Origin of the sequence: Paenibacillus taichungensis (assembly GCF_003287275.1) — a bacterium.
Lineage (GTDB): Bacteria > Bacillota > Bacilli > Paenibacillales > Paenibacillaceae > Paenibacillus > Paenibacillus taichungensis_A.
Genome location: NZ_QEVW01000014.1, coordinates 108,934 through 135,434, shown reverse-complemented (window position 1 = coordinate 135,434; position 26,501 = coordinate 108,934). Strand labels below are relative to the sequence as shown.

General features: G+C 48.3%; 24 protein-coding genes. 22 read left to right on the top strand and 2 right to left on the bottom strand.

Annotated elements, in window-relative coordinates:
- The first annotated feature begins 60 nt into the window (after positions 1-60).
- The 21 genes from pucL to DC345_RS20505 all read left to right on the top strand — a co-directional run bounded on the left by pucL (position 61) and on the right by DC345_RS20505 (position 23,848).
- Positions 61-1,566, top strand: coding sequence for a factor-independent urate hydroxylase (pucL, locus tag DC345_RS20600; protein ID WP_113054986.1), 1,506 nt, complete (start codon positions 61-63; stop codon positions 1,564-1,566).
- Positions 1,566-1,943 (top strand): hydroxyisourate hydrolase, encoded by a 378-nt coding sequence (gene uraH, locus DC345_RS20595; RefSeq protein WP_113054682.1) that lies wholly within the window; start codon positions 1,566-1,568, stop codon positions 1,941-1,943. Before pucL ends, uraH begins: the two co-directional genes overlap by 1 nt.
- A 40-nt stretch (positions 1,944-1,983) precedes the next feature.
- Positions 1,984-3,390, top strand: coding sequence for an allantoinase AllB (allB, locus tag DC345_RS20590; RefSeq protein ID WP_113054681.1), 1,407 nt, complete (start codon positions 1,984-1,986; stop codon positions 3,388-3,390).
- Complete coding sequence (locus DC345_RS20585) at positions 3,387-4,688, top strand: Zn-dependent hydrolase (protein WP_113054680.1); 1,302 nt, start codon at positions 3,387-3,389, stop codon at positions 4,686-4,688. The genes allB and DC345_RS20585 overlap by 4 nt, the downstream gene beginning before the upstream one ends.
- Positions 4,689-4,694: 6 nt before the next feature.
- Positions 4,695-5,936 carry a pyridoxal-phosphate-dependent aminotransferase family protein gene (locus tag DC345_RS20580; RefSeq protein ID WP_113054679.1) on the top strand — a complete coding sequence of 414 codons (1,242 nt, stop codon included), beginning with the start codon at positions 4,695-4,697 and terminating at the stop codon, positions 5,934-5,936.
- Positions 5,930-7,525 carry a gamma-glutamyltransferase gene (gene ggt, locus DC345_RS20575; protein WP_113054678.1) on the top strand — a complete coding sequence of 532 codons (1,596 nt, stop codon included), beginning with the start codon at positions 5,930-5,932 and terminating at the stop codon, positions 7,523-7,525. Before DC345_RS20580 ends, ggt begins: the two co-directional genes overlap by 7 nt.
- A 108-nt stretch (positions 7,526-7,633) precedes the next feature.
- On the top strand, positions 7,634-8,956 hold the full coding sequence (locus tag DC345_RS20570; RefSeq protein WP_113054677.1) for a 5'-deoxyadenosine deaminase: 1,323 nt from the start codon (positions 7,634-7,636) through the stop codon (positions 8,954-8,956).
- Between the two features lie 14 nt (positions 8,957-8,970).
- Positions 8,971-9,108, top strand: coding sequence for a hypothetical protein (locus DC345_RS31810; RefSeq protein ID WP_181586673.1), 138 nt, complete (start codon positions 8,971-8,973; stop codon positions 9,106-9,108).
- Positions 9,095-10,147, top strand: coding sequence for an XdhC family protein (locus DC345_RS20565; RefSeq protein ID WP_113054676.1), 1,053 nt, complete (start codon positions 9,095-9,097; stop codon positions 10,145-10,147). Before DC345_RS31810 ends, DC345_RS20565 begins: the two co-directional genes overlap by 14 nt.
- Complete coding sequence (locus tag DC345_RS20560; protein WP_181586672.1) at positions 10,113-10,757, top strand: nucleotidyltransferase family protein; 645 nt, start codon at positions 10,113-10,115, stop codon at positions 10,755-10,757. Before DC345_RS20565 ends, DC345_RS20560 begins: the two co-directional genes overlap by 35 nt.
- Before the next feature lie 312 nt (positions 10,758-11,069).
- A complete protein-coding gene (locus DC345_RS20555) occupies positions 11,070-11,984 on the top strand; it encodes an FAD binding domain-containing protein (protein WP_113054674.1) in 915 nt (304 codons plus the stop codon).
- Positions 11,985-12,050: 66 nt separating this feature from the next.
- Complete coding sequence (locus tag DC345_RS20550; protein ID WP_113054673.1) at positions 12,051-14,474, top strand: molybdopterin cofactor-binding domain-containing protein; 2,424 nt, start codon at positions 12,051-12,053, stop codon at positions 14,472-14,474.
- Positions 14,471-14,971 carry a (2Fe-2S)-binding protein gene (locus DC345_RS20545; protein ID WP_113054672.1) on the top strand — a complete coding sequence of 167 codons (501 nt, stop codon included), beginning with the start codon at positions 14,471-14,473 and terminating at the stop codon, positions 14,969-14,971. Before DC345_RS20550 ends, DC345_RS20545 begins: the two co-directional genes overlap by 4 nt.
- A gap of 240 nt (positions 14,972-15,211) precedes the next feature.
- A complete protein-coding gene (locus DC345_RS20540; RefSeq protein WP_113054671.1) occupies positions 15,212-16,159 on the top strand; it encodes a helix-turn-helix transcriptional regulator in 948 nt (315 codons plus the stop codon).
- A gap of 66 nt (positions 16,160-16,225) precedes the next feature.
- Entirely contained in the window at positions 16,226-16,792 is a 567-nt protein-coding gene (locus DC345_RS20535) for a DinB family protein (RefSeq protein ID WP_181586671.1), read from the top strand.
- A gap of 44 nt (positions 16,793-16,836) precedes the next feature.
- Positions 16,837-17,355 carry an EVE domain-containing protein gene (locus DC345_RS20530; RefSeq protein WP_113054984.1) on the top strand — a complete coding sequence of 173 codons (519 nt, stop codon included), beginning with the start codon at positions 16,837-16,839 and terminating at the stop codon, positions 17,353-17,355.
- A gap of 583 nt (positions 17,356-17,938) precedes the next feature.
- Positions 17,939-19,015 carry a class II fructose-bisphosphatase gene (glpX, locus tag DC345_RS20525; RefSeq protein ID WP_113054670.1) on the top strand — a complete coding sequence of 359 codons (1,077 nt, stop codon included), beginning with the start codon at positions 17,939-17,941 and terminating at the stop codon, positions 19,013-19,015.
- A 259-nt stretch (positions 19,016-19,274) separates the two neighbouring features.
- The gene (locus DC345_RS20520; protein ID WP_113054669.1) at positions 19,275-20,321 is read left to right on the top strand and encodes a LacI family DNA-binding transcriptional regulator; all 1,047 of its coding nucleotides are present in this window, start codon (positions 19,275-19,277) and stop codon (positions 20,319-20,321) included.
- 226 nt (positions 20,322-20,547) lie between these two features.
- The gene (locus DC345_RS20515) at positions 20,548-21,720 is read left to right on the top strand and encodes a Gfo/Idh/MocA family protein (RefSeq protein WP_113054668.1); all 1,173 of its coding nucleotides are present in this window, start codon (positions 20,548-20,550) and stop codon (positions 21,718-21,720) included.
- A gap of 166 nt (positions 21,721-21,886) precedes the next feature.
- Positions 21,887-22,615 carry a ThuA domain-containing protein gene (locus DC345_RS20510; RefSeq protein ID WP_113054667.1) on the top strand — a complete coding sequence of 243 codons (729 nt, stop codon included), beginning with the start codon at positions 21,887-21,889 and terminating at the stop codon, positions 22,613-22,615.
- Between the two features lie 126 nt (positions 22,616-22,741).
- A complete protein-coding gene (locus tag DC345_RS20505; RefSeq protein ID WP_113054666.1) occupies positions 22,742-23,848 on the top strand; it encodes a Gfo/Idh/MocA family protein in 1,107 nt (368 codons plus the stop codon).
- 77 nt (positions 23,849-23,925) lie between these two features.
- On the opposite strand, the gene DC345_RS20500 is transcribed toward DC345_RS20505, so the two are convergent.
- Entirely contained in the window at positions 23,926-24,744 is an 819-nt protein-coding gene (locus tag DC345_RS20500; RefSeq protein WP_113054665.1) for an SPL family radical SAM protein, read from the bottom strand.
- Entirely contained in the window at positions 24,741-25,349 is a 609-nt protein-coding gene (locus tag DC345_RS20495; protein WP_113054664.1) for a bifunctional transcriptional activator/DNA repair enzyme AdaA, read from the bottom strand. Before DC345_RS20495 ends, DC345_RS20500 begins: the two co-directional genes overlap by 4 nt.
- Before the next feature lie 162 nt (positions 25,350-25,511).
- Between DC345_RS20495 and DC345_RS20490 the strand changes: the two genes are divergently transcribed.
- A complete protein-coding gene (locus DC345_RS20490) occupies positions 25,512-26,492 on the top strand; it encodes a Gfo/Idh/MocA family protein (protein ID WP_113054663.1) in 981 nt (326 codons plus the stop codon).
- Positions 26,493-26,501 lie beyond the last annotated feature (9 nt).

The following is a 26,501-nucleotide window of genomic DNA, read 5'->3' as shown; positions in this document are numbered from 1 at the left end:
CTGTACGAAGAGACAACTAAAATGAAGAACAACAATCCACAGAAGACCGGAGGTTCTAACATGGGCGACTTCATTAAACTCGTTAACAACTGGTCTATAACCCAGTTCGTGCATACGTTTGGCGGACTATTCGAAGAATCACCTTGGGTGGCGGAGCGTTCTTGGCCTTCGCGGCCATTCGACTCTTTTGAACACATGATGAACGTGATGAAGAACGTGGTTCAGACATCCAATGAAAAGGTGAAGTTGCAACTGCTTTGCAATCACCCGGATCTCGGTGCGCGAATCAGCATGAGCAGCAATTCCGTTCAGGAACAGGCTGGTGCAGGGCTGAATTCACTTTCGGTGGAGCAATATAACGAGCTTAGTAAATTAAATAAAGAATATACAAGCCAATTCGGCTTTCCTTTTATATTGGCCGTGAAAGGTCACACAGCTCAGTCCATCCTGGAGTCCATGCGGAACCGCAATCAGAGAGGAAGAGAGGAAGAATTTCAGACCGCCCTGAAGGAAGTGTTCAAGATTGCTTCCATTCGATTGGAGCAGTGGCTGCTACAGATTGGTCATAAACATGAATTTGAATTAAAGCCATCCGAAGTAAAGCAGCGGACCATGTATTACGGCAAAGGGGATGTATGGATGTACCGTTCATACGCCAAACCGTTGACGGGTATTCAGGCCATACCGGAATCTCCATTTACTGGACGCAATAATATCCTGTTCGGATTAAACATTAAAGTAGCCGTGCAAGGCGACGAATTTCTGCCTTCTTTTATCGAAGGAGATAATTCTCGCGTCGTTGCAACGAATTCAATGAAGAATTTCATCCTGAAACATGCTGCGGATTACTACGGAGCTACGGTGGAAGGTTTTCTCGCTTACGTCAGCCGACGTTTTCTGGAGACATATCCACAGATGATCAAAGTGCAAATGACGGCAGATCAGATTCCTTTTGAAGATGTGCCTGTTCGCAAAGAAGGAAGCCTTCGTGCAAGCGAGCTGGTATTCCGTTATTCCCAGAATGATCGCGCGACGGCAGCAATTGAAGCGCAGCGAAAAGGAAATCAGGTCGAGCTGAGCAATCATTTCAGTGGTGTTGCAGATATCAGACTTATTAAGGTAAAAGGCAGTGAATTTGCCGGTTTCGTCAAAGATGAGTACACCACCTTACCCGAGACATGGGACCGTCCGCTCTTCATTTTCCTGAATATCAATTGGCGTTACGAGGACCCGAGAGATGGCATGGACGATCAGCTCGGACGTTATGTAGCGGCGGAGCAAGTACGAGATGTAGCTGCTGCCGTATTCCATGCGTGGCGTTCGGCATCCATTCAGCATCTGATTTATCAGATTGGACTAAGGCTCTTGCGGAGATTTGGACAGCTCAGTGAGGTTTCATTTGAATCCAACAATCGGACATGGGAAACGGTGCTGGAGGAAGTAAAAGAAGGAGAAGGCAAAGTATTTACCGAGGCCAGACCTCCTTATGGATTTCAGGGCTTTTCAATGACAAGAGATGATCTAGAGGTTGACAATTCGGGCTCGAAAAAAGAAAGGGAGGCATGATGCCGGTGGCTGGAGGACGGATTACCACGCATGTGCTGGATACTTCCAAGGGTGTTCCGGCCGCAGGTGTGCGGATTGAACTTTTTATATTGCATAGGGATGGCGAAAAGGAAAACAAAATGAAAGTTGCTGAATCGTTGACCAATGCCGATGGGCGTCTGGATGCACCGTTGCTTGAAGGTGGGAAGCTTGAGCAAGCGGTCTACGAGCTTCAGTTCAACGTTGAGGGTTATTATGCACAGCGACCATTTGAAGAATTAGGGCAGGTATTATGGACGGTTGTACCGATTCGGTTTGCCGTTTCCGATGATGCAAGTCACTACCACATTCCTTTGTTGATTGCGCCAGGAGGTTACAGTACATACCGGGGAAGCTGAAATATACGAATCCGGTTCTGATCAAGGGAGGGTCATCCATATGACAAGATTAGACACGATCATCCGGGGGGCCCGGGTTGTATTGAGAGATAGCGTGGAAGAACTGGATATAGGGATTACTGGTGAAAAAATATCGGCTTTATCCTCACAGCTGGTGGGTGATGAAGATACTGAAATCATAGAAGCAAATGGCCTTACTGTAATGCCGGGAGCGGTGGACATTCATGTTCACTTCAATGAACCCGGACTGGAGAGCTGGGAGGGATTCAGATCTGGATCAGCGTCACTGGCTGCTGGCGGAATTACGACGTACGTTGATATGCCGCTTAATGGTGTCCCCCCAACGATAAGACCGGAGGCATGGGAGTCGAAAATGAAAGCAGCCAACGGTCAGTCCTATGTTGATTATGCGTTCTGGGGAGGACTTGTTCCCGGCAATCAGGGCGAGCTTGCGCCTTTGGCTGAACTGGGGGCGGCGGGATTCAAGGCATTTATGTCCGAACCTGGCGGCGAAGGGGATGACATCTTCGCCAGAGCGGATGACGATACACTTTTGAATGGCATGTATGAGATAGCAAAACTAAACCGTGTGCTGGCGCTTCATGCCGAAGACGAGACGATGGTTGCTGAACTGGGGGCCAGGAGTATTGCAGATGGACGAATTGGCCCGATGGATTACGTACAATCTCGCCCAGCAGAAGCAGAGGTTAAGGCGGTGTCCCGAGCACTGCAACATGGGGAGCAAACCGGATGTGCGCTGCATTTTGTTCATATCAGTACATGGGAAGCGCTTGATCTGATTGCAGAAGCAAAACAGCGCGGGCTGGATGTAACTTCTGAAACATGTCCCCATTACCTGACTCTGACAGATGAGGAAGTTGTCCGGTTGGGAGCTGTAGCCAAGTGTGCGCCGCCATTGCGGAGTCAGGCTGAACAAGATCGGTTATGGGATGCGCTGGCAGCAGGTCTAATTGATGTTATTGCATCCGACCACTCACCCTGTCCGCCATCGATGAAACAATCTGATAATTTCTTTGAAATCTGGGGTGGCATCTCGGGTGCGCAAAGCACGCTGCTGCTCATGTTGGAGGAAGGACATCTTCAGCGAAGTGTAGCCCTTCCGTTGCTCGGAAAAGTCCTGGCTCTGCAACCTGCCCGAAGGCTCGGGCTTGAGAGTAAAGGTGAGATCGCGATTGGCAAGGACGCGGATCTGGTACTAATTGATTGGGAGAAGAGTACAACCTTAAATACGGATGATCTGCACTACACACATAAACAGAGTCCTTATGTGGGACGCACTTTTTCCTGCAGCATTGCAGATGTGTTCTGCCGGGGCACACGAGTATATAGTTCAAAAACAGGATTATCGGATGAACCTGTGGGACGGTTTATCCGTGCTTACTCATCTGTTCCGGTTGGTGTTGAAGGAACGGAGGGGATGTCATGAACGACTTCGAAGTACACACATCTTCTGGAACGAAACGTCCCGCCCAACCTTTGCCGCAATTGGAGCAGGTGGGGCTGAAAGGCATGCTTAACTGGTTGTCCGCCTATGGCGCTGACCCCCAGGGAGGTGTGACACGTCTATTGTACGATCAAGCATGGTGTAAGGCACAGCATGCGCTTGCGGCAAAAATGCAGGAGAAAGGGTTGGCTCCTGAATTCGATCAATCGGGCAACCTGTATGGAACTCTTCAAGGTACGGGTTCAGGAACAGGAATGGAAAAGGCACCGATTGTTACGGGGTCCCATATCGATACTGTGGTGAATGGTGGAAAGTATGACGGTGCATATGGCGTAGTTGCAGGAGTGCTCGCTCTAGAGTACCTGCAGAAACATTTTGGGGCACCCAAACGAACGCTTCAAGTCGTGTCCTTATGCGAGGAAGAAGGTAGTCGATTCCCCTTCGCTTATTGGGGATCACGGAGTATAACGGGAGTAAGCAGGTTGGTAGAAGTTCAGCATTTGAAGGATCAAGAAGGCATTACCTTTGCAGAGGCAATACATGATGCAGGCTTTGGACCAGATAGCAGCTATAGATCGGCTTCACACACATACGGTGCGTTTATCGAACTTCATATCGAGCAAGGTCAGGTACTAGAAAGATTGGGCCATTCGATCGGTATTGTATCGGATATTGTAGGCCAGAAACGCTTTAGCATTACAGTAAGTGGCGAAGCTAATCATGCCGGAACTACACCGATGGCCTGGCGCAAGGATGCACTTGCGGGTGCAGCCGAGATGATTACAGCCGTAAGAGGCATTGCGCTTGAAGCGGGAGAACCACTTGTAGCCACTGTGGGACGAATAACAGCTGATCCAGGTGTGGGTAACGTCGTTGCATCCCGGGCTGTATTCTCGCTCGATATCCGGCATATCAGGCAAGAAAGTATTGATCGATGCTGGCACAATATGCTACAGGAATTTAGCAGAATCGCAGCCGAGCAACAGCTCGGACTGAACTGGGAGGAGCACTTGTCTGTCACGCCTATTCCGATGAACGAACAGATTACGTCAGACATTCGAGATATCTGTGAAGTGGAGCAATTATCCTATATGTACTTGCCAAGCGGCGCAGGACATGATTCGCAGATCTTTCAGCCGGCTTGCCCCACAGCGATGATTTTTGTCCCTAGCCATGATGGAATTAGCCATAATCCCCTTGAATATACAGCTGAAGAGGACCTAATGAAAGGTTTCAGGGTTCTGGTTCAGCTACTCTATAAATACGGTTACGGGAGTTGAGTGAAGATGTCCAACTATAAAGAATTGTCCCCGTCCTTGCGGACGATCATGACACCGGGGCCAGTTGAAGTCGACCCAAGAGTTCTGAGGGCATTATCCTTCCCGATCCTGGGGCAGTTTGATCCGGAGTTTACTTCCCTGATGAATGAGACGATGGTCATGCTGCGTGAACTATACATGACAGACAATGAGTGGTGTTATCCGGTAGATGGCACATCCCGCTCAGGGATTGAAGCCGTGCTGGTCAGTCTGATTCAGCCGGGGGACAGAGTGCTGGTCCCCATCTATGGTCGCTTCGGACATCTGTTGGTTGAAATTTCGGAGCGTTGTGGTGCCGAAGTTATCTTCTTTGAAACAGAGTGGGGAACGGTATTTGATCCCGAAGAGGTAATCAAGGCGATCCATGCACATAAGCCGAGTCTGGTTGCGATGGTTCACGGCGAGACATCAACCGGGCAAATGCAGCCGCTCGCCGAGATTGGCAAAGCCTGTCGTGAACTTGATATTTTACTTGTGGTTGATGCGGTTGCCACCATTGGTGGAACACCTGTCGAGACAGATGCATGGCATCTGGATGCAGTCATGGGAGGAACACAGAAGTGTCTGTCCGTTCCGTCCGGGATGGCGCCATTATCGTATAACAGCCGTGTGGAGAAGAAATTGATGAGCCGCAAAACCGTCGAACGGGGCCTTCGCGATGCAGCAAGTGCTCGGGCTGAAGGGCGCACGATTGCCAGTAATTATTTTGACCTGAGCCAATTACAAGACTACTGGAGTTCGGCACGGTTAAACCATCATACAGAGGCTACTTCGATGCTCTACGCTCTTCACGAAGGACTGCGAATTTTGCTTCAGGAAGGTCTGGATGCCCGTTTTCAGAGACATCGAATCAATGAACGAGCGTTGGTCGCGGGGATTCAGGGCATGGGGCTCAAACTGTATGGAGAAATGTCCAGTAAACTTCCGATGGTCACCTGTATCGAAATTCCGGATGGCATAGACGGCGAGTTGGTACGCAGCATGCTTCTGAACGATTTCAGTATTGAGATTGCCAGTTCGTTTGGACCATTGAAAGGCAAGATTTGGCGTATTGGTACGATGGGATTCAGCTGCCAGCGCAAAAATGTACTGCATGTGCTAGGTGCGCTGGAAGCTGTCCTGTTGCGTCATCGTCACAACTTGCCAGCAGGGGAAGCCGTGCAGGCAGCACTGGATGTGTATGCCGGGAAGGAGGGTGTCTTATGTTGAACCAGATGCCGATATCCAGGGAGGTAATGGTTACCTCCCCGCATTATTTGGCAAGCGCAGTTGGCAGCTCAATCCTCCAGCAGGGAGGGAACGCTTATGATGCTGCTGTAGCTGTAAGTGCAGCACTCGGCGTAGTCTACCCGCACATGACAGGACTTGGCGGAGATGCATTCTTTCTGATTCACGATGGAGCAAGTGGTGACATAACGGCCTACAACGGAAGCGGTCGTTCGGCAGCAGGCATTCATGCCGACACATTCAAAGCAATGGGGATGAGCACCATACCTCAGCGAGGTGTGCTTAGCGCGATTACCGTTCCTGGAATGGTAGACGCATGGTGGGAAGTCTGGTCCCGCTATGGGAAGTTAAAGTGGGAACAGTTGCTTGAACCAGCCGCGCAATATGCGGAAAAGGGATGTCCTGTATCCCGAAATCTGCGCCTATGGCTGGAACGTGATGAGGATTTCATTATGGGGCATACACCGTTGCGAGCGGTATTTGCCCCTTTTGGTACACTTTTGCAGGAAGGGGATCTACTCTTGCAGCCTGATCTAGCTTCCTCCATTCGTCTGATTCAGGCAGGTGGGCGCGATGCTTTTTATACCGGGGAACTGGCAGGGCAGCTAACTTCAGCTATTCGTGAGGATGGCGGCATGCTTGCCCCAGCGGATTTCGCAGCTCACAAGGGAGAGTGGGTGAAGCCGATCACTACTGATTACCGTGGCTATCAAGTTCATCAGATGCCGCCGAATTCACAGGGTTTCTCGATGCTGATGATGTTGAATATGCTGGAACATATTGATCTATCTTCCGTGGCGCGTACGTCCCCCGAGTTTTATCACCTGATGGCTGAAGTGGTCAAAAAGGCTTTTCGTGACCGTGATCGTTATCTCACAGACCCGGAGTTCAGGGATATTCCGCTGGAAAATCTGTTATCCAAGGTTTATGGAGATGAATTGTGGAATGAGATTCAGTCCGCTCCACCTGTGGCACAGCCTTTTCTGTCCAAAATGATGGGTCAGGATACGGCTTATGCGGCGGTTGTGGACAATCAAGGCAATGCCGTCTCGTTTATTCAAAGCCTGTATTTTGATTTTGGTGCTGCTTATGTGCCGGGGGATACGGGTGTGATCATGCAGAATCGCGGGTCCTTTTTCTCACTTGATCCGAAGGACGCTAACGTATTGGAACCAAATAAACGCTCATTCCACACCCTAATGCCGGGTCTTGTCACTCGTAACGGGAAACCTTATATGCTCGTAGGCACGCAAGGCGGTGAGGGCCAACCTCAGACACAGTTATCAGTTCTAACGGGTGTGCTGGACTATGGTCTGAACATTCAGGAAGCCATTGGGCTACCGCGATGGGTATATGGGCGCACTTGGGGCGAGGAAGGTGACACGATGCGAGTAGAGAACCGCTATCATGACGATGTATGTGACACGCTTGCCCAATGGGGGCATAACGTCGAAGCCAGAGCGCCGTGGGACGGGATTATGGGGCAGTCACAAGGAATTGTCATCCGTGAAGATGGCATGATCAGCGGGGCAGCAGATCCCAGGGGAGATGGCATGGCTATCGGGTGGTAACGTGATTTAAGTAGTGCATCATGCATAGAACCGAAGAAGATTATCCTCAATGTGCAGGATCAGAATAAGTAAAAATTACGCAGATAGATACGGATAGGGGAGATTATCATGGGAACGATCCTGCTAAAAGGTGCACAACTCGTCACAATGAATGCAGAAGAGGATGTATTTACGGGAGATTTGCTGATCGAGGACAATAAAATCAAAGAAATTGCAGAGCATATCGATGTTCTGGCGGATCAGGTCATTGATGCTCGAGGCAAAGTGCTGCTTCCAGGTTTTATCCAGACGCATATTCATCTGTGTCAGACCTTGTTCCGCGGACGTGCGGACGATCTGGAACTGATGGATTGGCTTCGTCAACGCATCTGGCCGCTTGAGGCAGCGCATGATGAAGAGTCTGTCTATTACTCGGCGATGCTCGGCTTGGGCGAATTAATTTCCAGCGGTACAACGACGATTTTGGATATGGAGACCGTGCATCATACCGATTCGGCTTTTCAGGCGATGGCACAGAGCGGCATTCGGGTAATTTCCGGTAAAGTGATGATGGATCACGGGGATGAAGTTCCTGAACCGCTGCGTGAAAATACAGCTACCTCGCTGCAACAAAGTGTCGATTTGTTGGAGAAATGGAATGGATTCGGCGGTGGCCGCATTCAATATGCTTTTTGTCCACGCTTCGTTGTCTCGTGTACCGAGGAATTGCTGGTTGAGGTGCGCGACCTGTCGAATAAGTACCATGTGAAGGTGCACACCCATGCCTCCGAAAATCGTGGCGAGATTGAATTGGTGGAACACGAACGCGGTATGCGGAACATCGTCTATCTGGATCATATCGGTCTGGCTACCCCAAGATTGGTGCTTGCCCATTGTGTGTGGCTGAGTGAGGAAGAGAAGGAGATTATTCGCAAACGCGGGGTAAAAGTCACCCACTGTCCCGGGTCGAATATGAAACTCTCCTCGGGTATAGCGGATATTCCTGATCTGTTGAATCGCCAGATTGCGGTAGGGATTGGTGCCGATGGTGCGCCGTGCAACAACAATCTGGATATGTTTCAGGAAATGCGCCTGACCGCGCTCATTCAAAAGGTACCTCATGGTCCAACAGTGATGGACGCCCGGACGGTGCTGCGCATGGCGACGATGGGTGGAGCGGAAGTGCTAGGAATGTCCAAAGAAATCGGAAGTCTGGAAGTGGGTAAAAAGGCAGACATGTTACTGCTGGATCTGGATGATTTCCATACGTATCCTTCCTATGAGACCGATGTGTACTCCCGCGTAGTCTATTCTGCAACTCGCAGCTGTGTAGACACCGTTATTATTGATGGAAGTATCGTGCTCCAAAACCGGAAGATTCAAACGATTGATCGCGGTATCGTACTTCGTGAATCGGATAAAAGTATTGCAAGATTGATGAAACGCATCTAATCAAAAGCAAACGGATGAACTCATCCAATGGACTGTCTGAGCAGGAGTTGGCATTCAACTTCGCCCAAAACTTCGCCCAAAAGGTCAAGAATTACTTCTTCGGATTCGGATTCAAATCCCTGAAAGGATGGAGACACGATGGAAATGCATGATCTGTGTGCAATTGCAGGGCGGGAACCGCGCTGTGTTCTCGCAACAGCGGTTAAGGTAGAAGGTCATGCTTACCGTAAGCAAGGAGTCTCTATGCTTTTGACCGAAGAAGGCGCGATGTATGGCAGTATCAGTCCAGGTTGTCTGGAGAGTGATCTGCTGGCTAGGGTGGACCGTGTGCTGCATACACAGCAGTTGGAATTCGTGGAGTATGATATGCGTCCCGAAGATGATCTGTCCTGGGGAGAAACGATAGGCTGCGGCGGGTTAATTATAGTGTTGCTAGAGCCGGTTTGTGTTGAACTCAGGTCGATCATGTCCCATATGCATGCGTATTTTCAATGTGGCTCAGCTGTGGTACTAACCCGTTCATTCAACGATCAATACACCGAGATTCATTATGTGATTCAGCTCGCTGAGGAAGCTGATGCTGTAGCATCTATTTCTGGAGAGAATGATCTTCAGAGGCATGAATTGACCGAGGCAGAGCGGTGGGATCTCCCCCTACAGATCTCTGCAAGATATGAGCCCAAACCCCGTCTGATTATCATTGGAGCCGGAAATGATGTGATTCCGGTCGCCCGACTGGGCATATCAGTAGGATTTCGTGTGGTCGTAGCAGATTGGCGAGAAACCTTATGCACCGCTGAACGCTTTCCGGGTGTTGAGCTTGTCCGGGGTTTCCCAAGTGAGATCATGCCTGTGCTGAATATTCAAAGCGTGGATTATATCGTATTGATGAGTCATCAGTTTCCGAGAGAACGGGAATTCCTTGAATTACTTGAGGATCGGAACTATGCGTATCTTGGTATTATGGGCTCCAGAACACGGACAGCACGTTTGCTGAACGATCTCCCCCCGCTAAAAAATTTGCATTCACCCATCGGCTTGACCATTGGTGCGGATGGACCGGAAGAGATCGCAATTAGTATCGCAGCAGAACTTATTGCCTGTAAACGTGCAGCTGTTGCCGCAGAGCGTCGCAACTTACAAAGGGGGATTGCACATGCAACTGACGGGCATCTTGCTAGCGGCAGGTAAGAGCAGCCGAATGGGGCGGGATAAACTGTCTATCGTCATGCCTGACGGAAGATGTTTGGCTGCATGGACATTGGAAGCTGCTCTGAATTCCGATTTGGAGAGAGTCATTTGTGTGGTCAAACCGGAGGATTCATTGGCATGGATTCCCTCCATGTGGCTCAATGCAGCATCATATGGCTGTAGTCTGGATATGAGGACGAAGCTAGAGATTGCAATCTGTACCGATTATGCATACGGTATGGCCATGTCCCTTCACTGTGGCCTTCTGTCTGCCATGGCATACAGGCCAGAAGGTGTGATGATGATTTTGGCAGATCAGCCGCTATTGCAGGCACAAGATATTAACAGGGTTGCTGAAGCGTTAACCACCAACAAACTGTGTGATTATGCAGCAGCTACGGATGGGGGTGGAGGCAAGCCTCCGGTAGCCTTTCGTGAGCATATGCTGGGGCAACTTTTGTCGCTTAGCGGAGATGAGGGGGCGCGAAAGATCATGCGCAATGCCAAATATACAGGCACACATGTATCGTTGTCTGAATTTAGCTTTTGGGATGCGGATACCGAACCAGAGCTGGAGCGCATCTTGGATTATGTGAATGGGATAAGATGATTGAAAATAAAGGCAGAAGGAGCGATTCCTTGTGTATTATTTCTTGAAGTGAAGAGGTCAGCCGGACCATCTGGTTGGGCTCTTTATTGTTTTTATCTAATTGGTTATGAAGTGACTTATGTTAGCTTTTGATAGTTAATAATGCATCAGGCACAAATCAAACAATCTATTTATACATTTATCCAAAATGATGTGAAGATAATTGACCTAATTGTTGCAGTGCCATATGATTTGAAGAATTATTTGGATCATTCGTTCATATCCAACACCCCGCAGACAGATTCCAGATAGATAGAGAAGGGAGATGGAAGAATGGTCATGGAGTCCTATGGATCTGGAGCGCAGCCAACGGTTTGGCAGCCCGTAAATCTGGATGAACTTCAAGCTTTAAAGAATAAGCTGTCCGGGAGTTATTGTTTTGCAGCAGGGGCCACTTTATTACGTACTCAGTGGGAGGGCGGCCTTGTTCCTGTACCCGAGCATATGATCAGTCTTGCTCGTATTCCAGATGCTAGCGGCATATATGTGGATGGAGATCATCTGGTCATTGGAGCACTGACGCGATTAAGTCATTGTGCCACAGACGTTCTTCTACAACAGCTGCCCTTATTACAGTCTGCAATGAATGCCATAGCGGCTCCTTCTATTCGGAATATGGCGACAATTGGCGGAAACATTGTATCGGGTGTCGGTGACTCCATCCCCGCACTTCTTGTCTACGATGCACAGCTGTACTGGAAAACGGACAACGGAATGGAGATGCGCAGTCTTTCGTCCTGGCTGAACGGCGGCCGTGAAGGCAGGCGCAATCCGAATGATGTGTTAATCGCCATTCATATTCCGATGAAACATAGGCCTTTCCTTGATGCCAATAGGGAACAGAGATCTGCGGCGCGTGAAATTTCATTTTACCGTAAGCTGGGTCGGCGGGAGACCTTTACAGCATCGCTGGTGACGATTGCATTTTACGGAGAATTGGGTGCAGATGACCGCTGGAAAAAGATTGCGATCGCTGCAGGTGGAGGTTCAGGTATCGCCATGCGACTTACGGAGTCGGAAAAGCTGCTTCTTGGCGTGAAGGCTTCTGTTATGCAAGCTTCATCTCTAGCTACCACGGTGATGACGGAATTCGAAACTTATAGTGATGCATTCGCTACAGAACAGTACCGCAAACAAACGGCAGGGAATATGTTCGGTGCCGGACTCTGGGAAGCACTTCGCTCTTAGAAGAGAACCATTTTGGAGAAGCAAAGCGTAAGACCATAAGCTTCTTAGGGAGAAAGGGGAGAGAGCATGCTGTTGAATCGGGAGAGTAGCGGGAAACGCTGGCATCTGCGGCCAGATGGCGTAGGCAAAGTAACAGGGAAGCTTCAATACCTGACAGACATGACTCTAACTGATATGGTTCACGGAAGGGTTCTTCGAAGCTCTTACCCATATGCCCGAATATTGTCTATCGATATTACCGGAGCAGAGGCTATGGAGGGTGTACTTGCTGTACTCACCTCCAAAGATGTACCCGGTTTGAACCTATTTGGCATTGCAACTCCGGATCAGCCAGTATTTTGTGAGCATGTTGTTCGTTATGTCGGTGATGCCATCGCTGCGGTTGCAGCAGATTCTCCGGAACGTGCAGCGCTCGCTCTGGATGCCATCCGGGTAGAGTATGAAGAATGGACTCCGCTGGACAGCCCAGAGGCTGCCCTGGCACCCGGTGCACCAGAGCTCCATGAACATGGTCCCGGCAATGTGCTGCACCGTACCGAAATCAAGCGAGGTAATGTAGATGAGGGCTTTGCTACATGCCAACATATTGTGAGTGAGACTTATTATACCCCTCGCCAGATGCATGCATATATGGAGACAGAAGGCGGATTATTTGTTCCTGATGAAAATGGGAGACTCCATGTCTACGCGGCTACACAGCATGGTTACAAGGACAGGATGCAGCTTGCCCGAATCATTGGGTGTTCTGAAGAAGATATCCGGGTGGTCTCGTCTCCGATAGGCGGTTCTTTTGGCGGGAAAGATGAGCTGAATGTACAGCCTTATGGGGCACTACTTGCTTTAAGGTCCGGACGTCCTGTGAAAATGCACAATTCACGCAAAGAATCGGTACGTGCAGGATTGAAGCGCCATCCTATGAAAATTGAAATGCAGACTGGTATCAGCCGTGAAGGCATGATCCAGGCTCACCGAGTTCGAATTACCGCAGATACTGGAGCATATGCCACGCTAGGGGCACCCGTCCTGAATTTTTGCACAGAACACTGTCTCGGGCCTTATTCGATTCCCCACGTAGATGTGGAGGGTGTCTCGGTGTACACGAATAATGGGGTGTCGGGAGAGTTTCGCGGATTTGGCGGCAATCAGGCAATCTTTGCAATGGAGGGTCAGATGGATCGACTCGCCGAGATTATGGATATGGACCCTTGGGAGTTTCGGAGACGTAACATGAGAGGGAAAACCGATCCTGGGCCATTAAATCAACGGATTCTGGTTACGGATGGACTGTCGCAAGTATGGGAGGCGATGGATCGTTCGGAGTTATGGCAAAAACATCAACATCCCCCGGCAAATCCTGCTTCGCCTCCCTGGATTAAACGTGGAGTGGGGGCAGCCATCGCGATGCACGGAGCAGGACTGGGTTATGGCATTCCCGATCCGGCGGGAGGGCGTCTATCCCTGAATGCCGAAGGTAAGATTGAAGTGGCATTCAGCTACGAAGAATTCGGTCAGGGACTTATTGCCACGCTTGAAATGATGCTCTGCGATCTGTTCTACTGCTCAACATCTGATCTGAGTATTGTTATTGGGGATACGGATCGAGTGCCGCACAGTGGTTCAAGCACCGCTTCACGTTCAACGACGATGGCCTGGATGGCTCTTCAGCGATTACAGACACCATTCCGTTCCAAAATGTTGTCAGTAGCCTCGGCCTTGTCAGGTATTCCGTCAGATGAACTGGTGACAGGGCCTGGTGGTATATGGTTAAGAGGAAAGTCGACTGAAAGTAAAGCCGAGAAAATAGCCATGTCTCCGGTAATCACCGAAGTGGTGGGTGAACGGACGAGTGGAAGTTCAGAGTCCTTCAATGATACGAGTGACACTGTGGATAATGCGGCCTTGATATCGGGATTGGTTGTTTCTTACGTAGATCTAGCGAAGCAGGGGAAATCCGAGGAATGGATATTTGATACTCAATTTGAATATCCGACCACGCCGGACAATGTTGTGGGTGGGCATTATCTATATACGCATGCGGCAGTAGCAGCAGAGGTGGAGGTAAACACGCTAACAGGTGAAGCCAAATTGCTGGATACGAGGCATGTAGTGGCTGCTGGCCCTGTCATCAATCCAATGGGATTCATCGGACAGATCGAAGGTGGGAGTGTGATGGCTCTGGGGTTTACATTGACCGAAGATGCCTTGATGCAAGACAGTCGTTACATGACAACCAATCTGGACACCTACCTGATCCCGACGATTCGCGACATTCACACCAACCTGGAGGTGGAGGCAATAGAAAATCTGCCGGAAGGTGATCCGTTTGGACCGCGGGGGATTGGCGAGATCGGTTCGGTGGCGCTTGCTCCGGCGATAACCGCTGCGATTCATCAGGCTACAGGTGTGTGGGTTAATCGTTTGCCAGTTCCGCGTGATCAACTAATCAAACCACTAGACGTCTCGCTTCAGAAAGGAGTGAGCTCAACATGACTGAACCTTTGGGCAATTTCTGGACAGCCGTTGTGAATGGGGAAAAGAAACAATTGCGCATCGCCCAGACAACCCGTCTTGTGGATGTACTACGGACGCAACTGAGTCTGACCGGAACGAAAGTCTCATGCGAAGTTGGCCGCTGCGGTGCATGTATGGTACTGATGGATGGAGAGCCGGTCAATTCCTGTCTCGTTATGGCTTATCAATGTGTTGGCAGTGAAATAACAACAATAGAAGGGTTGCACGGTGAAAAAGAAGGTGAGTTACATCCAATTCAACAGGCTTTTGTGGAGGAGGGCGGCTTCCAATGCGGATATTGTACTCCCGGAATGGTCATTTCCACCAAGGCATTGCTGGACCGCTATCCGCAGCCTAGTCAGGAACAGATTGAAACGGGATTATGCGGTAATCTGTGCCGCTGTACCGGATATGGAGGGATACTACGAGCGGTAAAAAAGGTGATCGATGAGCAAGATAGAATGGGTTCTACCTAATGATCATGGAAGTAGTAAGGTCCGAGCTTTCTCTGGATTTCAATATCATAAGAGTTTTAAAGACCAACCTATGCTCTAGGGTTGGTCTTTGTTGTTCTATGAAACATCTTACGAAAAGAGTGGACACAGGCACACTGAGAACTTGTTAATCGGTCTGCTTTTCAATTGTCCATATGTTACTTATAATAGATGTCCAATGAAGATGAGTATAATTAGTATTACACAAAAGGAGGTGTGTTCTTGAACAAATCAGATCGTATGCTAGCCATCGTACTTGAACTGCAGCGTGGGAAGGTTCAACGTGCGGAAGATTTAGCCCTCTTGTTTGAAACAAGTGTCCGAACCATATACAGGGACATTCAGGCGTTATGTGAGGCAGGAGTTCCTGTGGTGGGAGAACCCGGAGTGGGATATTCACTTATGGAAGGGTACTTTTTGCCGCCGATCAGCTTCACTGCTGAAGAAGCAGTAACACTTCTCATCGGACTTGATTTTGTGGAACAGCGCTTCGATAATTACTACAAAAGTACATCCTATACATCTCGTTCCAAAATCGAAGCAATTCTGCCCGTGCCTCTTAGGGAAGAGGTAGAACAGATACAACAGGGTATCCGTTTACTTCGTTCACCGGACAGTGATGCACGTGAGCGAGAGATCGAACATATGGGAATCATCCGAAAGGCAATGCAGCATAAGCTCAAAATTCGCTTTCATTATCATAAACCTGGAACTATTAATGAAACCGTGCAAAAGACCATTCGTTTGGCCTCCCCATACGGGATGCTTTGGATGCAAGGCTCATGGATGCTGATTGCCCGATGCGATTTGCGACAGGAGATTCGTCATTTTCGTATATCCCGCATGAGTGATCTGGAGATTAGTACAGATCCATTCGATCTTCCTCCAGGTTTTAATATTCATAGCTACTCGCCCCCTGACAACCGGGATGTTCATGTCCGTGTATGGTTTCATGGCCGAATTGCAAATAGAGTGATTGAAGCGAATAATTACTACATGGAGAAAGCAGAACTGCAAACAGATGGATTATACGCAGATTTTCGTGTAAGGCATCCAGAAGACGTACTGCGTTGGATACTTGGCTGGGGAGCCTCGGCTCTGGTTTTGGAGCCTGAATCATTGAGAAACCGTATTCGCGAGGAAGCAAGCAATCTCCTTAAACACTACTGACATAACGCTGTCAGTAGTGTTTGTGTATGATCGGTTTATAACCGATTGAAGGAGTTGTGTATTTGTATGGAAACTAAAAGAACAAGAAACAACGAAGAGATTCGACGTGATTTTGAACGGATGCTTGAACGTTATTTGCAGGAACTGGAGCTGATGAGTGATGCTCAGTTAAGCTACAAACCCAGTGAGACTGAGTGGTCAGTGGGCCAGATGTACCAGCATTTAATTCAGTCTGCGATGAAAATGCATTTAGCCAATGTTAGGCTGTGCATTAATGCAGACGAGAAAGCAGTCAAGAAAACAGAACAAGGCAAAACAGAAGCTGGTAAAGCTGTTTTTGCGCAAGGAAGTTTTCCTCCGATACGTATCCACGTTCCTGCTTCTCCTGAGTATACTCCGCTTCAACCGAATGGAAGAGAATCAATAATTCAAGGATTCAGTGAGGTAAAGGATGAAATGCGGAGAATGGAACTGCTGCTGGAAGAAACAACGCTGGAATCTACGTTGCCACATCCCAGTTTCGGTAGATTAAATGCTGAGGAATGGTTTGCATTGGTGGAGATGCATTATCGTCATCATTTCTTGCAGCTCGAGCGCCTGAAGAAGGCATGGGAAGAACGGGTGCAGAAATGAATGAACAGGAAAAGCATGATTTGATGGCCACCAGCAAAGACATTATGCAGATTCATACAAGCGAACCCCTACCTTCCCTATTAGATGTTGAGAATGAACCTGAAAAAGAAAACCGTTACTGGATCGGCGTTGTGTCTGCATCACATGTGGAAAAAGGAGTGGAAGGGGGCTTCGCCCAGCTCTGTCACGGCAAGGTAGCTTCACTGCGCAAAATGAATGCAGGAGACTGGCTGATCTATTATTCGCCGCGAACAAGCATGCAAGGAGGCAAGGTACTTCAAGCATTCACCGCCATTGGGCGCGTAATAGACAATCATGTCTACACGTACCAGGTGTCAGATTCCTTTGTACCGCATCGGAGGAATGTTCAGTATTATCCTTGTCAGCAGGTGAAGATCGCCGATTTACTGGAACAACTGCTCCTTACTCGGGGACAGGCACGTTGGGGATATCATTTTAGATATGGTCATTTGCAGATTCAAAGAGAGGATTTTCTGAAAATTGCAGCTGCCATGTTAGGGGCTGAGGTAGAAGACCTTTTGAGTGGAAGTAATAAGAACTGAGTTTTTAATAACGTAATAATTATTATGTAAACTTATTATTTTCGATGCCCTCCATAAGCTGTATCTATATTGCAGACGATTTTTAAGGGGCGGACAGAGCAGGATTCAGGTGGATTTTCAGTTCGAATTTTTGAATTGAAAACCTTACTTATAAGGTTTTCAATATTGTTACTTTGAAAGTGCAGAATGGTTGTAGCAGCCTTAATTAAATCGTTTTCGACGAACGTGGGAATGGATGATAATTCTCTTTGGCAATGTAAGTTTTATTACATAAATAACGTTGTTATATGAATTATATTTGCGATAATCTGTTCCTGAGACACACTCAACGCAATGAAAATGAAGTATCGAAATAAAAAGATGCAGCCACTGCTACAAACCAAATATAACCCGTAGATTAGACCTGAAAAACGGCATGTTCAAATGTGTGTAAATGTGTTCATTTATTGATGAAGGACATAATGAGTTCATTTCTCAGTATCGGCTTATTGCTTCCGTTTTAGATCAATTTCATATGGATTTGCGATGGATTTAGTACCGCTTTCAATGTATGCTTTTGGAAACTGGAAAGGAAGTGGGAAAAATGGAACGCGAACTGGCGTTGGAAATTGTCCGAGTAACAGAATTGGCTGCGTTAGCTTCAGCACCCTGGATGGGGCGGGGAGACAAGAATAGTGCAGATGAGGCGGCTACTTTGGCTATGCGCGCCATGTTCGATTCCGTGTCCATTCGCGGCACGGTGGTAATCGGTGAAGGAGAAATGGATGAAGCACCCATGTTGTATATCGGCGAGGAAGTCGGCAACGCTGAGGGCCCCGAAGTTGATGTGGCTGTAGATCCTTTGGAAGGTACAGAGATCGTTGCCAAGGGTCTTAACAACGCTTTATCGGTTATTGCAGTGGCGGGAAAAGGCAACCTGCTCCACGCACCGGATATGTACATGGAGAAGCTGGCTGTAGGGCCGGCTCTGGTGGGCAAGGTCAGTATCGAAGACCCGGTTGAAGTGACATTGGAGAAAGCTGCTGAAGCATTGAACAAAAACATCTCAGATCTTACTGTCATGATTCTGGACCGTGTTCGACATGAGAGCACGATCAAGACATTGCGCAAGGTTGGTGTGCGAATAAAGTTCCTCAGCGATGGTGATGTTGCAGGTGCAATGGCACCTGCATTCCCAGAGGCGGGTATTGATCTGTATGTCGGATCAGGAGGAGCACCGGAAGGTGTGCTTGCTGCAGCCGCCTTGTCCTGCCTGGGAGGCGAGATTCAAGGTCGCCTGATGCCTGCAAACGCAGACGAGTTCCAGCGCTGCTTGCAAATGGGAATCGACAATCCCTACAAAGTATTAACGATGCAGGATATGATCGGTACGGAAGACGTTATTTTTGCAGCAACAGGTGTTACCCCAGGAGAAATCCTTGGCGGTGTGCGCTACCTCGCAGATGACCGGGCAGAGACCGATTCCATTGTTATGCGTGCCAAAACCAAAACGATCCGTTTCATCCGTTCTCAGCATTTCCTTCCTAATAAGGAAGTGTTGCACAAAGTACGGAAGCTTCAATCTACACCTGAGCCTTCGGATCGTATTCAAAGTCATGTCACTATTCTGGAACAGGCAGAGTTCAGTCAATCATCGGTTGGTAACGGTGTGACGACCTGATGTAGTTCTGTACTATAGTTAGCTGGGTCAACATGAATCCATGTGAAAGCATGTGAAGAAGAAGGTCATAGAAGACAAGTTACAAAAAAATATAGTAAGCATGAGGTGGGGAATTTGTTTACACAAATCCTCATCTTTTTTTGTGTTAAAAGCATTGACAACGGTTACAACACATGAGAAAATGTACGCGCGTACATAATTATTTGATACATTGCATCGGTTTTGCATGTGTTCAGGAAACATGAAGGAGGTGAGATCCATGGCATCCCGTAAAGAAGTGGCTGATCTTGCCGGTGTTTCGGAAGCTACAGTATCCCGAGTTCTTAATGGCGTTGGTCCTATTAAAGAGGAAACCCGACGCAAAGTACTTGAAGCTTCCGAGCAATTGGGTTACGTGCCCAGCGCACTGGCCCGCAGCTTTGCGAGAAGTAAGAGTGGTAACCTCGGCGTGGTGTTACCTTACGTTCCGAAAGCGCATTTGTTCTCGGCGTATTTCTTCTCGGAAATGCTTAGTGGCATTGGGAGTAAAGCCAGAGACAGCGGCATGGACTTGCTGGTCATGTTCAGGACACCGGGTGAAGTGATGAATTATAAGGATCTGTTTCGCCGTCAGAAAGTGGATGCTTGCATCATTCTTGGCGCTCGAGATGATTATGGAGAACTGAATGCCTTGCAACAGCTCCAGCAGGAAGGACATCCCTTTTGCATCATGAACCAGCACTTTGGCGGCGAATCATTCATGGAAGTGGATGCTGATCATGTGGAGGGTAGCAGACTGGCAATCCGTCACCTTACCGATCAAGGGTATCGGAATATTGCTTTTCTCAATGGACCAGACAGCTATTCCAACAGTCAGGAGCGGCTTCAGGGCGTCCAGATCGGCTTGAGTGAAGCCGGAATGAATTTGGATTCCAGTCTGTTGTTGGAGGGGAATTATGGCAGACGAAGCGGTGTGGAGGCAGCATCCACCATTGCAGCCCGACTTGACGAGATTGATGCTGTATTTGCTGCGAATGACCGGATGGCGATCGGTGTTATGCATGGTTTGCGTGAGCGTGGGATCAAGGTTCAGGATTTCCCCGCCTTTGTAGGTTACGATGACTCCGATGCGGCCGAGATGGCAGTTCCACCGCTGAGCAGTGTCAGGGTCCCCTTTTATGAAATGGGAGAACTGGCTGCATCCAAGCTTATTCATGCATCATTGGGGGCAACAGCTTCCATAGTGAATTCCGAAGTTCCCTCAGAAACTGCAAGGCAGTTGTTGCCTACAGAGCTGATTATCCGTGCATCTTCAATCCGTAATTAATACATGGCTATATAGAATGAACTAACCATTTACACGTGAACGGAGAGGACAGAAAAAACCTGAAGAAGCGAAGCGTTCGCCTTTATCCTCAGATTTTCCCTTCTAAAAGGATATCAAAAAAATCTGGGGGTAACAGCGATCAGAAGGTTGTTCTGTCATCGGAGTGGCAAGTGTAAATACTATTTAGATCAACCTGTATAGCATTATCCCAAAGGAGGAAATGACCATGTCAAATCGTCTTCGTGTCGGAATGGTTGGATACAAATTTATGGGAAAAGCCCACAGCAACGCATATCGCAGTCTGCCGATGTTTTTCCCGTCTGCCCCGCTGCAGCCAGAGATGTCTGTAATCTGCGGACGGAACGTGCAGGGAGTTGAGGAGGCTGCCAGTCAGTTCGGCTGGTCTGAAAGTGTAACAGACTGGCGCGAATTGGTGCGCCGTGATGACATCGATCTAATCGATATCAACGCTCCAAGTGATGCCCATAAGGAGATCGCACTGGAAGCCGCCCGCCAGGGTAAACATCTGTTCTGTGAAAAACCGCTGGCTCTGTCGTTAGCTGATTCGCGTGAAATGCTTCAGGCAGCTGAAGAAGCAGGGGTTGCACACATGGTCGGATTCAACTACCGTTTCTCTCCAGCAGTGCAGCTGGCCAAAGAGTTGGTGCAAAGCGGACGTCTGGGCAAAATCTATCATTTCCGAGCGTTTTTCCTTCAAGATTGGATCATGGACCCTTCGTTCCCATTGGTATGGCGTCTGCAAAAAGAAGTTGCAGGTTCCGGTTCGCATGGCGATCTTGGCGCACACCTGATTGATCTGGCACGTTTTCTGGTAGGTGAATTCAAGGAAGTAATTGGGATGAGTGAAACGTTCATTAAAGAGCGGCCGCTGGCATCGGAAATGACCGGACTTAGCGCCAAAGGTAGTTCGAATGCAGATGCTCCGAAGGGCGAAGTGACTGTAGATGACGCCACTTTGTTCCTGGCACGATTTGCAAATGGTGCACTGGGAAGCTTCGAAGCTACACGCTTTGCAGCAGGCCATCGTAGTACGAACTCTTTTGAGATCAACGGCAGTCTGGGCAGCGTCCGGTTTGATTTTGAACGGATGAATGAACTGGAAGTGTATTTTACAAAGGACGATGAAGATGTGCAGGGCTTCCGCCGTGTTCTGGCGACCGATCCGGCACATAAATATGCTGAGGCGTGGTGGCCTGCGGGACATACGATTGGATTCGAGCATACGTTCACACATGAAATGCTGGAACTGGTGACTGCGATCTCGGAAGGAAGGCAGCCTGAGCCAAATTTCCATGATGGTGTTGCCTGTCAAGCAGTATTGGAAGCCGTTGAACGTTCCGTTACAGAGCGCCGATGGGTGCCGCTAGAAGAAATGTAAGAATTGAGCCGCTCACTGAATTGTGAAGTGGACATCGTGTTGGCACTCGTTTGACATAAATAAGCTGGATTGCAGCTAGGAGGTTGACCTCGGAGAGGTCTTAAGTTTGCACAAGATTTAATAGAGAATGACAATAACTTTACTACCGGAAAGCGAGTGATGGGTGATGAGCAAAGCACTAATCGTATGGGGCGGCTGGGATGGACATGAACCAGAACAGGTAGCAGCGATTTTTGAACGCATTTTGAAAGAAGAACAATTTGAGGTTGAAGTTTCAGATACACTGGAAGCCTATGCGGATGCAGAGAAACTGCTGGGTCTGGATCTAATCGTTCCGCTGTGGACAATGGGACAGATTGAACAGGAACTGGTCAATAACGTATCTGCAGCTGTTCAGAGCGGCGTGGGACTTGCGGGTCTTCATGGCGGGATGTGTGATGCGTTCCGCAACAACGTCGACTGGCAGTTCATGACGGGTGGACAGTGGGTTGCGCATCCAGGGAACGACGGTGTGGAGTACACGGTAAATATGAAGCGTGGATCCAGTCCGCTATTGGACCATATTGAAGATTTCCAGGTGAAAAGTGAACAGTACTACCTGCACGTGGATCCTGCTGTGGAAGTACTGGCAACAACACGTTTTCCTATTGTTAACGGTCCACATGCAGCGAATGGCCCTGTGGATATGCCGGTTGTTTGGACCAAACGCTGGGGTGCAGGCCGTGTGTTCTACAATTCTCTCGGACACCATGCAGATATCGTGGAGATGAAACAAGTTACTGAAATGATGCGTAGCGGTTTCAAATGGACTGCGGCGGGCAAGACGCTTGCGCAGAGCCGTTCGAACGAAGTGTCTGAAGTTTACACAGGAATGGCTGATAACCAAAGTCATTAATAATAAATTTAATCTAAGTTAATCTAATTCATATTTGTTGAAATAAATACATTGACCCACATGACAGCGGTCTAGAGTTTTTTATGGAAGCGCTATATCAAATGGGAACACGAAGGGAGTCCAGGCATGAAAACAATGAAAGTAGGCATTATTGGCTGCGGTAAAATCAGCGGTATTTATATGGAAAACTGTCACCGATTTGAGGTTCTCGATCTTGTTGCGGTTGCGGATCTTGACCGAAAAAGGGCTGAAGAGCAGGCAGCTGCTTATCATGTTCCTAACGTATATACGGTTGATGAAATTTTGGCAGACCCTGACATCGACCTAATTATCAATTTGACGATTCCTGCCGTTCATGCGGATGTGTGTTTGCGATCGCTCGAAGCAGGTAAACATGTCTACGTGGAAAAACCACTCGCTGTTACACGTGAAGAGGGTCAGGCGGTCCTGGAAACGGCTAAGCGTAAAGGTCTGCTGGTAGGCTGTGCACCAGAGACGTTCTTCGGTTCAGGTATCCAGACGGCACTCAAAGTGGTAGAGGATGGTGTCATTGGCAAACCTGTGGCAGCCACCGCATTTATGATGAGCCGTGGGCATGAGCATTGGCATCCAGATCCAGAGTTCTACTATGCAGCCGGTGGCGGGCCTATGTTTGATATGGGGCCTTATTATCTGACTGCGCTCGTACAATTGCTGGGACCAATCAAGTCAATTGCTGGCATGACGGGCAAAGCGATGGAACAGCGGACGATCACGAGTGAGAAAAAGCGGGGTCAGAGCATTCCTGTTGAAATTCCGACGCATGTAGCGGGATTATTGCAATTTGAGCAGGGAGCTATCGGCACGCTGATTACGAGTTTTGACGTATTTGGCGGAAGTGTATTGCCACCGATTGAAGTATACGGCACTCATGGAACCCTACAGGTTCCTGATCCAAACACATTCGGTGGTCCAGTTCGGTACCGTTTGCTAGGTGATGAGGAATGGACTGAGGTACCACTTCTGCCAGGGTATCAGGAGAATACACGTGGCATCGGTGTTGCAGATATGGCTTATGCCGTGGGCAGTGGACGCGCTCACCGAGCAAGTGGAGAGCTGGCCTACCATGTGCTTGAAGCAATGTGGGCGTTCCATGATTCTTCGGATGAACAGAGTTTTTATAAAATGGATAGCACATGTCAGCGACCAGCTGCACTGCCGGCAGATCTTCCATTGTACACACTCGATCAATAATCGATTAAGTTAGAAGAATAGCCCTGACTCCCGATGCGAGGGAAGCAGGGCTATATTTATTTTATATCAAGGCATGATTAGGGTTCGAATCCGGCCTGGCTAATCCAGATTTCATCTTCCTCAAAATGTGCCTTCATTCGCTCGACTACCATTTTGTATGCCTCAGGACTATACCAATCTTCCCTGTCCACTTGTTCGTAAAGCGGCTGCATGCCAAGTCTCCGGGTTCGTTTGCCTTCACTTCCATCTCCCATGAAGTAATCATCTACGCATATACGCTGTACAAGCGGCCTCAGGATGGCTGCAAAGTTTTCGCTGCTGGGTAATACTGGCGCAATAGTAGCCTGTGTGGGTATACCGGCATCTCGCAGTTGTTCAAGGGCACGCAATCTGCCTGCGATTGGAGGTGCTGCGGGACTGAACTGCTTGCGGATATCATCCAGATCCGTTTCTACGGTCATGCTGACCCGGACCCGGTCACCCAACTTTTGCAGCAGATCGATATCTCGGGTCACCAATGGACTTCGGGTCTGCACCAATATAAAATCGGGTGGATCCTGGGCCATGACTTCAAGTAAAGAACGCGTGATTTGCTCCTTATATTCTACGGGCTGATACGGGTCTGTACTGGATGACATAAAAAGAGTGACTTTACCTTTCGATTTCGCACGCTTAAGCTCCTTGGCAAACACATTGGCGGCTTCCTGTTTCACATCAACCCAGCTGCCCCATGGCTCTTTGCGAAATAAAGATACAGGCATTTGCCTTACATAACAGTAGGAACAGCCAAAAGCGCAGCCTGTGTAGGGATTCAGCGTATGCGTATATCCATTCAGAAATCCTGTTCCTTTGTTCAGCAATGTTTTGGGTACTTTGTATACCAAGCTGGTCTTCATAATTGATCACGCCTTTGTTCACGATAATTGGCAGGTGTGCTTCCTGTATGTTTTCGAAATACAGTAATAAAATACGCCGGATTGGCTATGCCGACCAGTCGAGCGATATCGGTGACGGTTAGTTCAGTGCTTTCTAGCAATTTCCGGGCTTCATTTACTCTTTTTTCCTGAATATACTCCACCGGAGTTAGACCAATAATCCGTTTGAACACCCGATGCAGATGATATGGGCTACCGTGACTCACATTTGCAAGAATATCAAGTGTAAGGGGCTCGGCAAAATGATGTTCAATATAGTCTGTTACAACAGAAATCCATTCCTGATCGGGGACACGCTCGCCTGTTGGTTTGCACCGTTTGCATGGACGGAAATGTAGAGCCAATGCTTCTTCAGGGTTGTTAAATATAGAGACATTCTCATATTTGGGTGTTTTCGACTTGCAGGAAGGTCGGCAAAAGATGCCTGTTGTTTTGACACCGTAATAGAATTTTCCATCAAAGCTGCTGTCGTTGTGGATAATGGCATTCCACTTTTTGTCATCTATAGGGTCTGAATCTTTGTGATAGGGGTTGTGACTGTCCAAAAGAATCACCTCAAGTCTCATTATACCCCTGATTTATCGAGATCCACGAAGTTTCAAACAAAAAAGCAAGATATCAATATGTTGGAAATGGACATCCCTTCAATCTGATTGAAATATAGGCTACAATGTACAGGATGGCAAGCTGTATAATTGTGAAATTTATTTACGAAAGAGGTAGATTGAATGGTTCGTTTTGGAGTGGTAGGTACCAATTGGATTACAGAGAGACTTCTTGAGGCTGCTGCACAAGTCGAAGGATTCGAATTGACCGCCGTATACTCAAGAACTGAAGATAAAGCTAATGCGTTTGCAGATCAATATCAGGCTGCACTTCGATTCACCAACCTGGAAGAGATGGCGACGAGTGATGGTCTTGATGCCGTGTACATTGCTACACCGAATACCTTTCATGCCGAGCAGGCAGAGTTGTTTCTGAGAAACGGCAAACATGTACTGTGCGAGAAGCCTTTGGCTGCCAATGGGGCAGAGGTCCGTCGTATGATTGATACAGCGAAAGAACATGGAGTTTTGCTTATGGAGGCCATGAAATCGACCCTTGTTCCCTCGTTCAAAATGGTACAATCTCACCTACATAAAATTGGCCCGGTACGTAAATATGTTGCGAGTTACTGCCAGTACTCTTCACGGTACGACAAGTATAAGGAAGGAATCGTCCTGAATGCGTTCAAACCCGATCTTGCTAACGGAGCGTTAATGGATCTTGGGGTGTATTGTCTCTATCCTTTAATTACGCTGTTCGGCGAGCCTAAACAAGTTCACTCTCAGGCGATGATGCTGGAATCGGGAGTAGATGGACAAGGCAGTGTCATTCTGAATTATGATCAAATGGAAGCGGTAGTGTCGTACTCCAAAATCTCCAATTCTCATGTTCCAAGCGAAATTATGGGCGAAAGCGGCAGCATCCTCATTGACAAAATTGGTTCACCCGAACATGCAGAGATACGCTACAATGATGGTACGGTGGAAAAACTCACTGCCGAACAAATTCATCCGTCAATGTATTATGAGGTGGAGGAGTTTGTCAATCTGATTCAGCAGGGCAAAAAGGAATCGGACATGAACACGTATGAACGTTCCTATATTACCATGCAGGTGATGGATCAGATCCGACAGCAGATCGGTCTTGTTTTTCCTAACGATTAATTCTGAAAG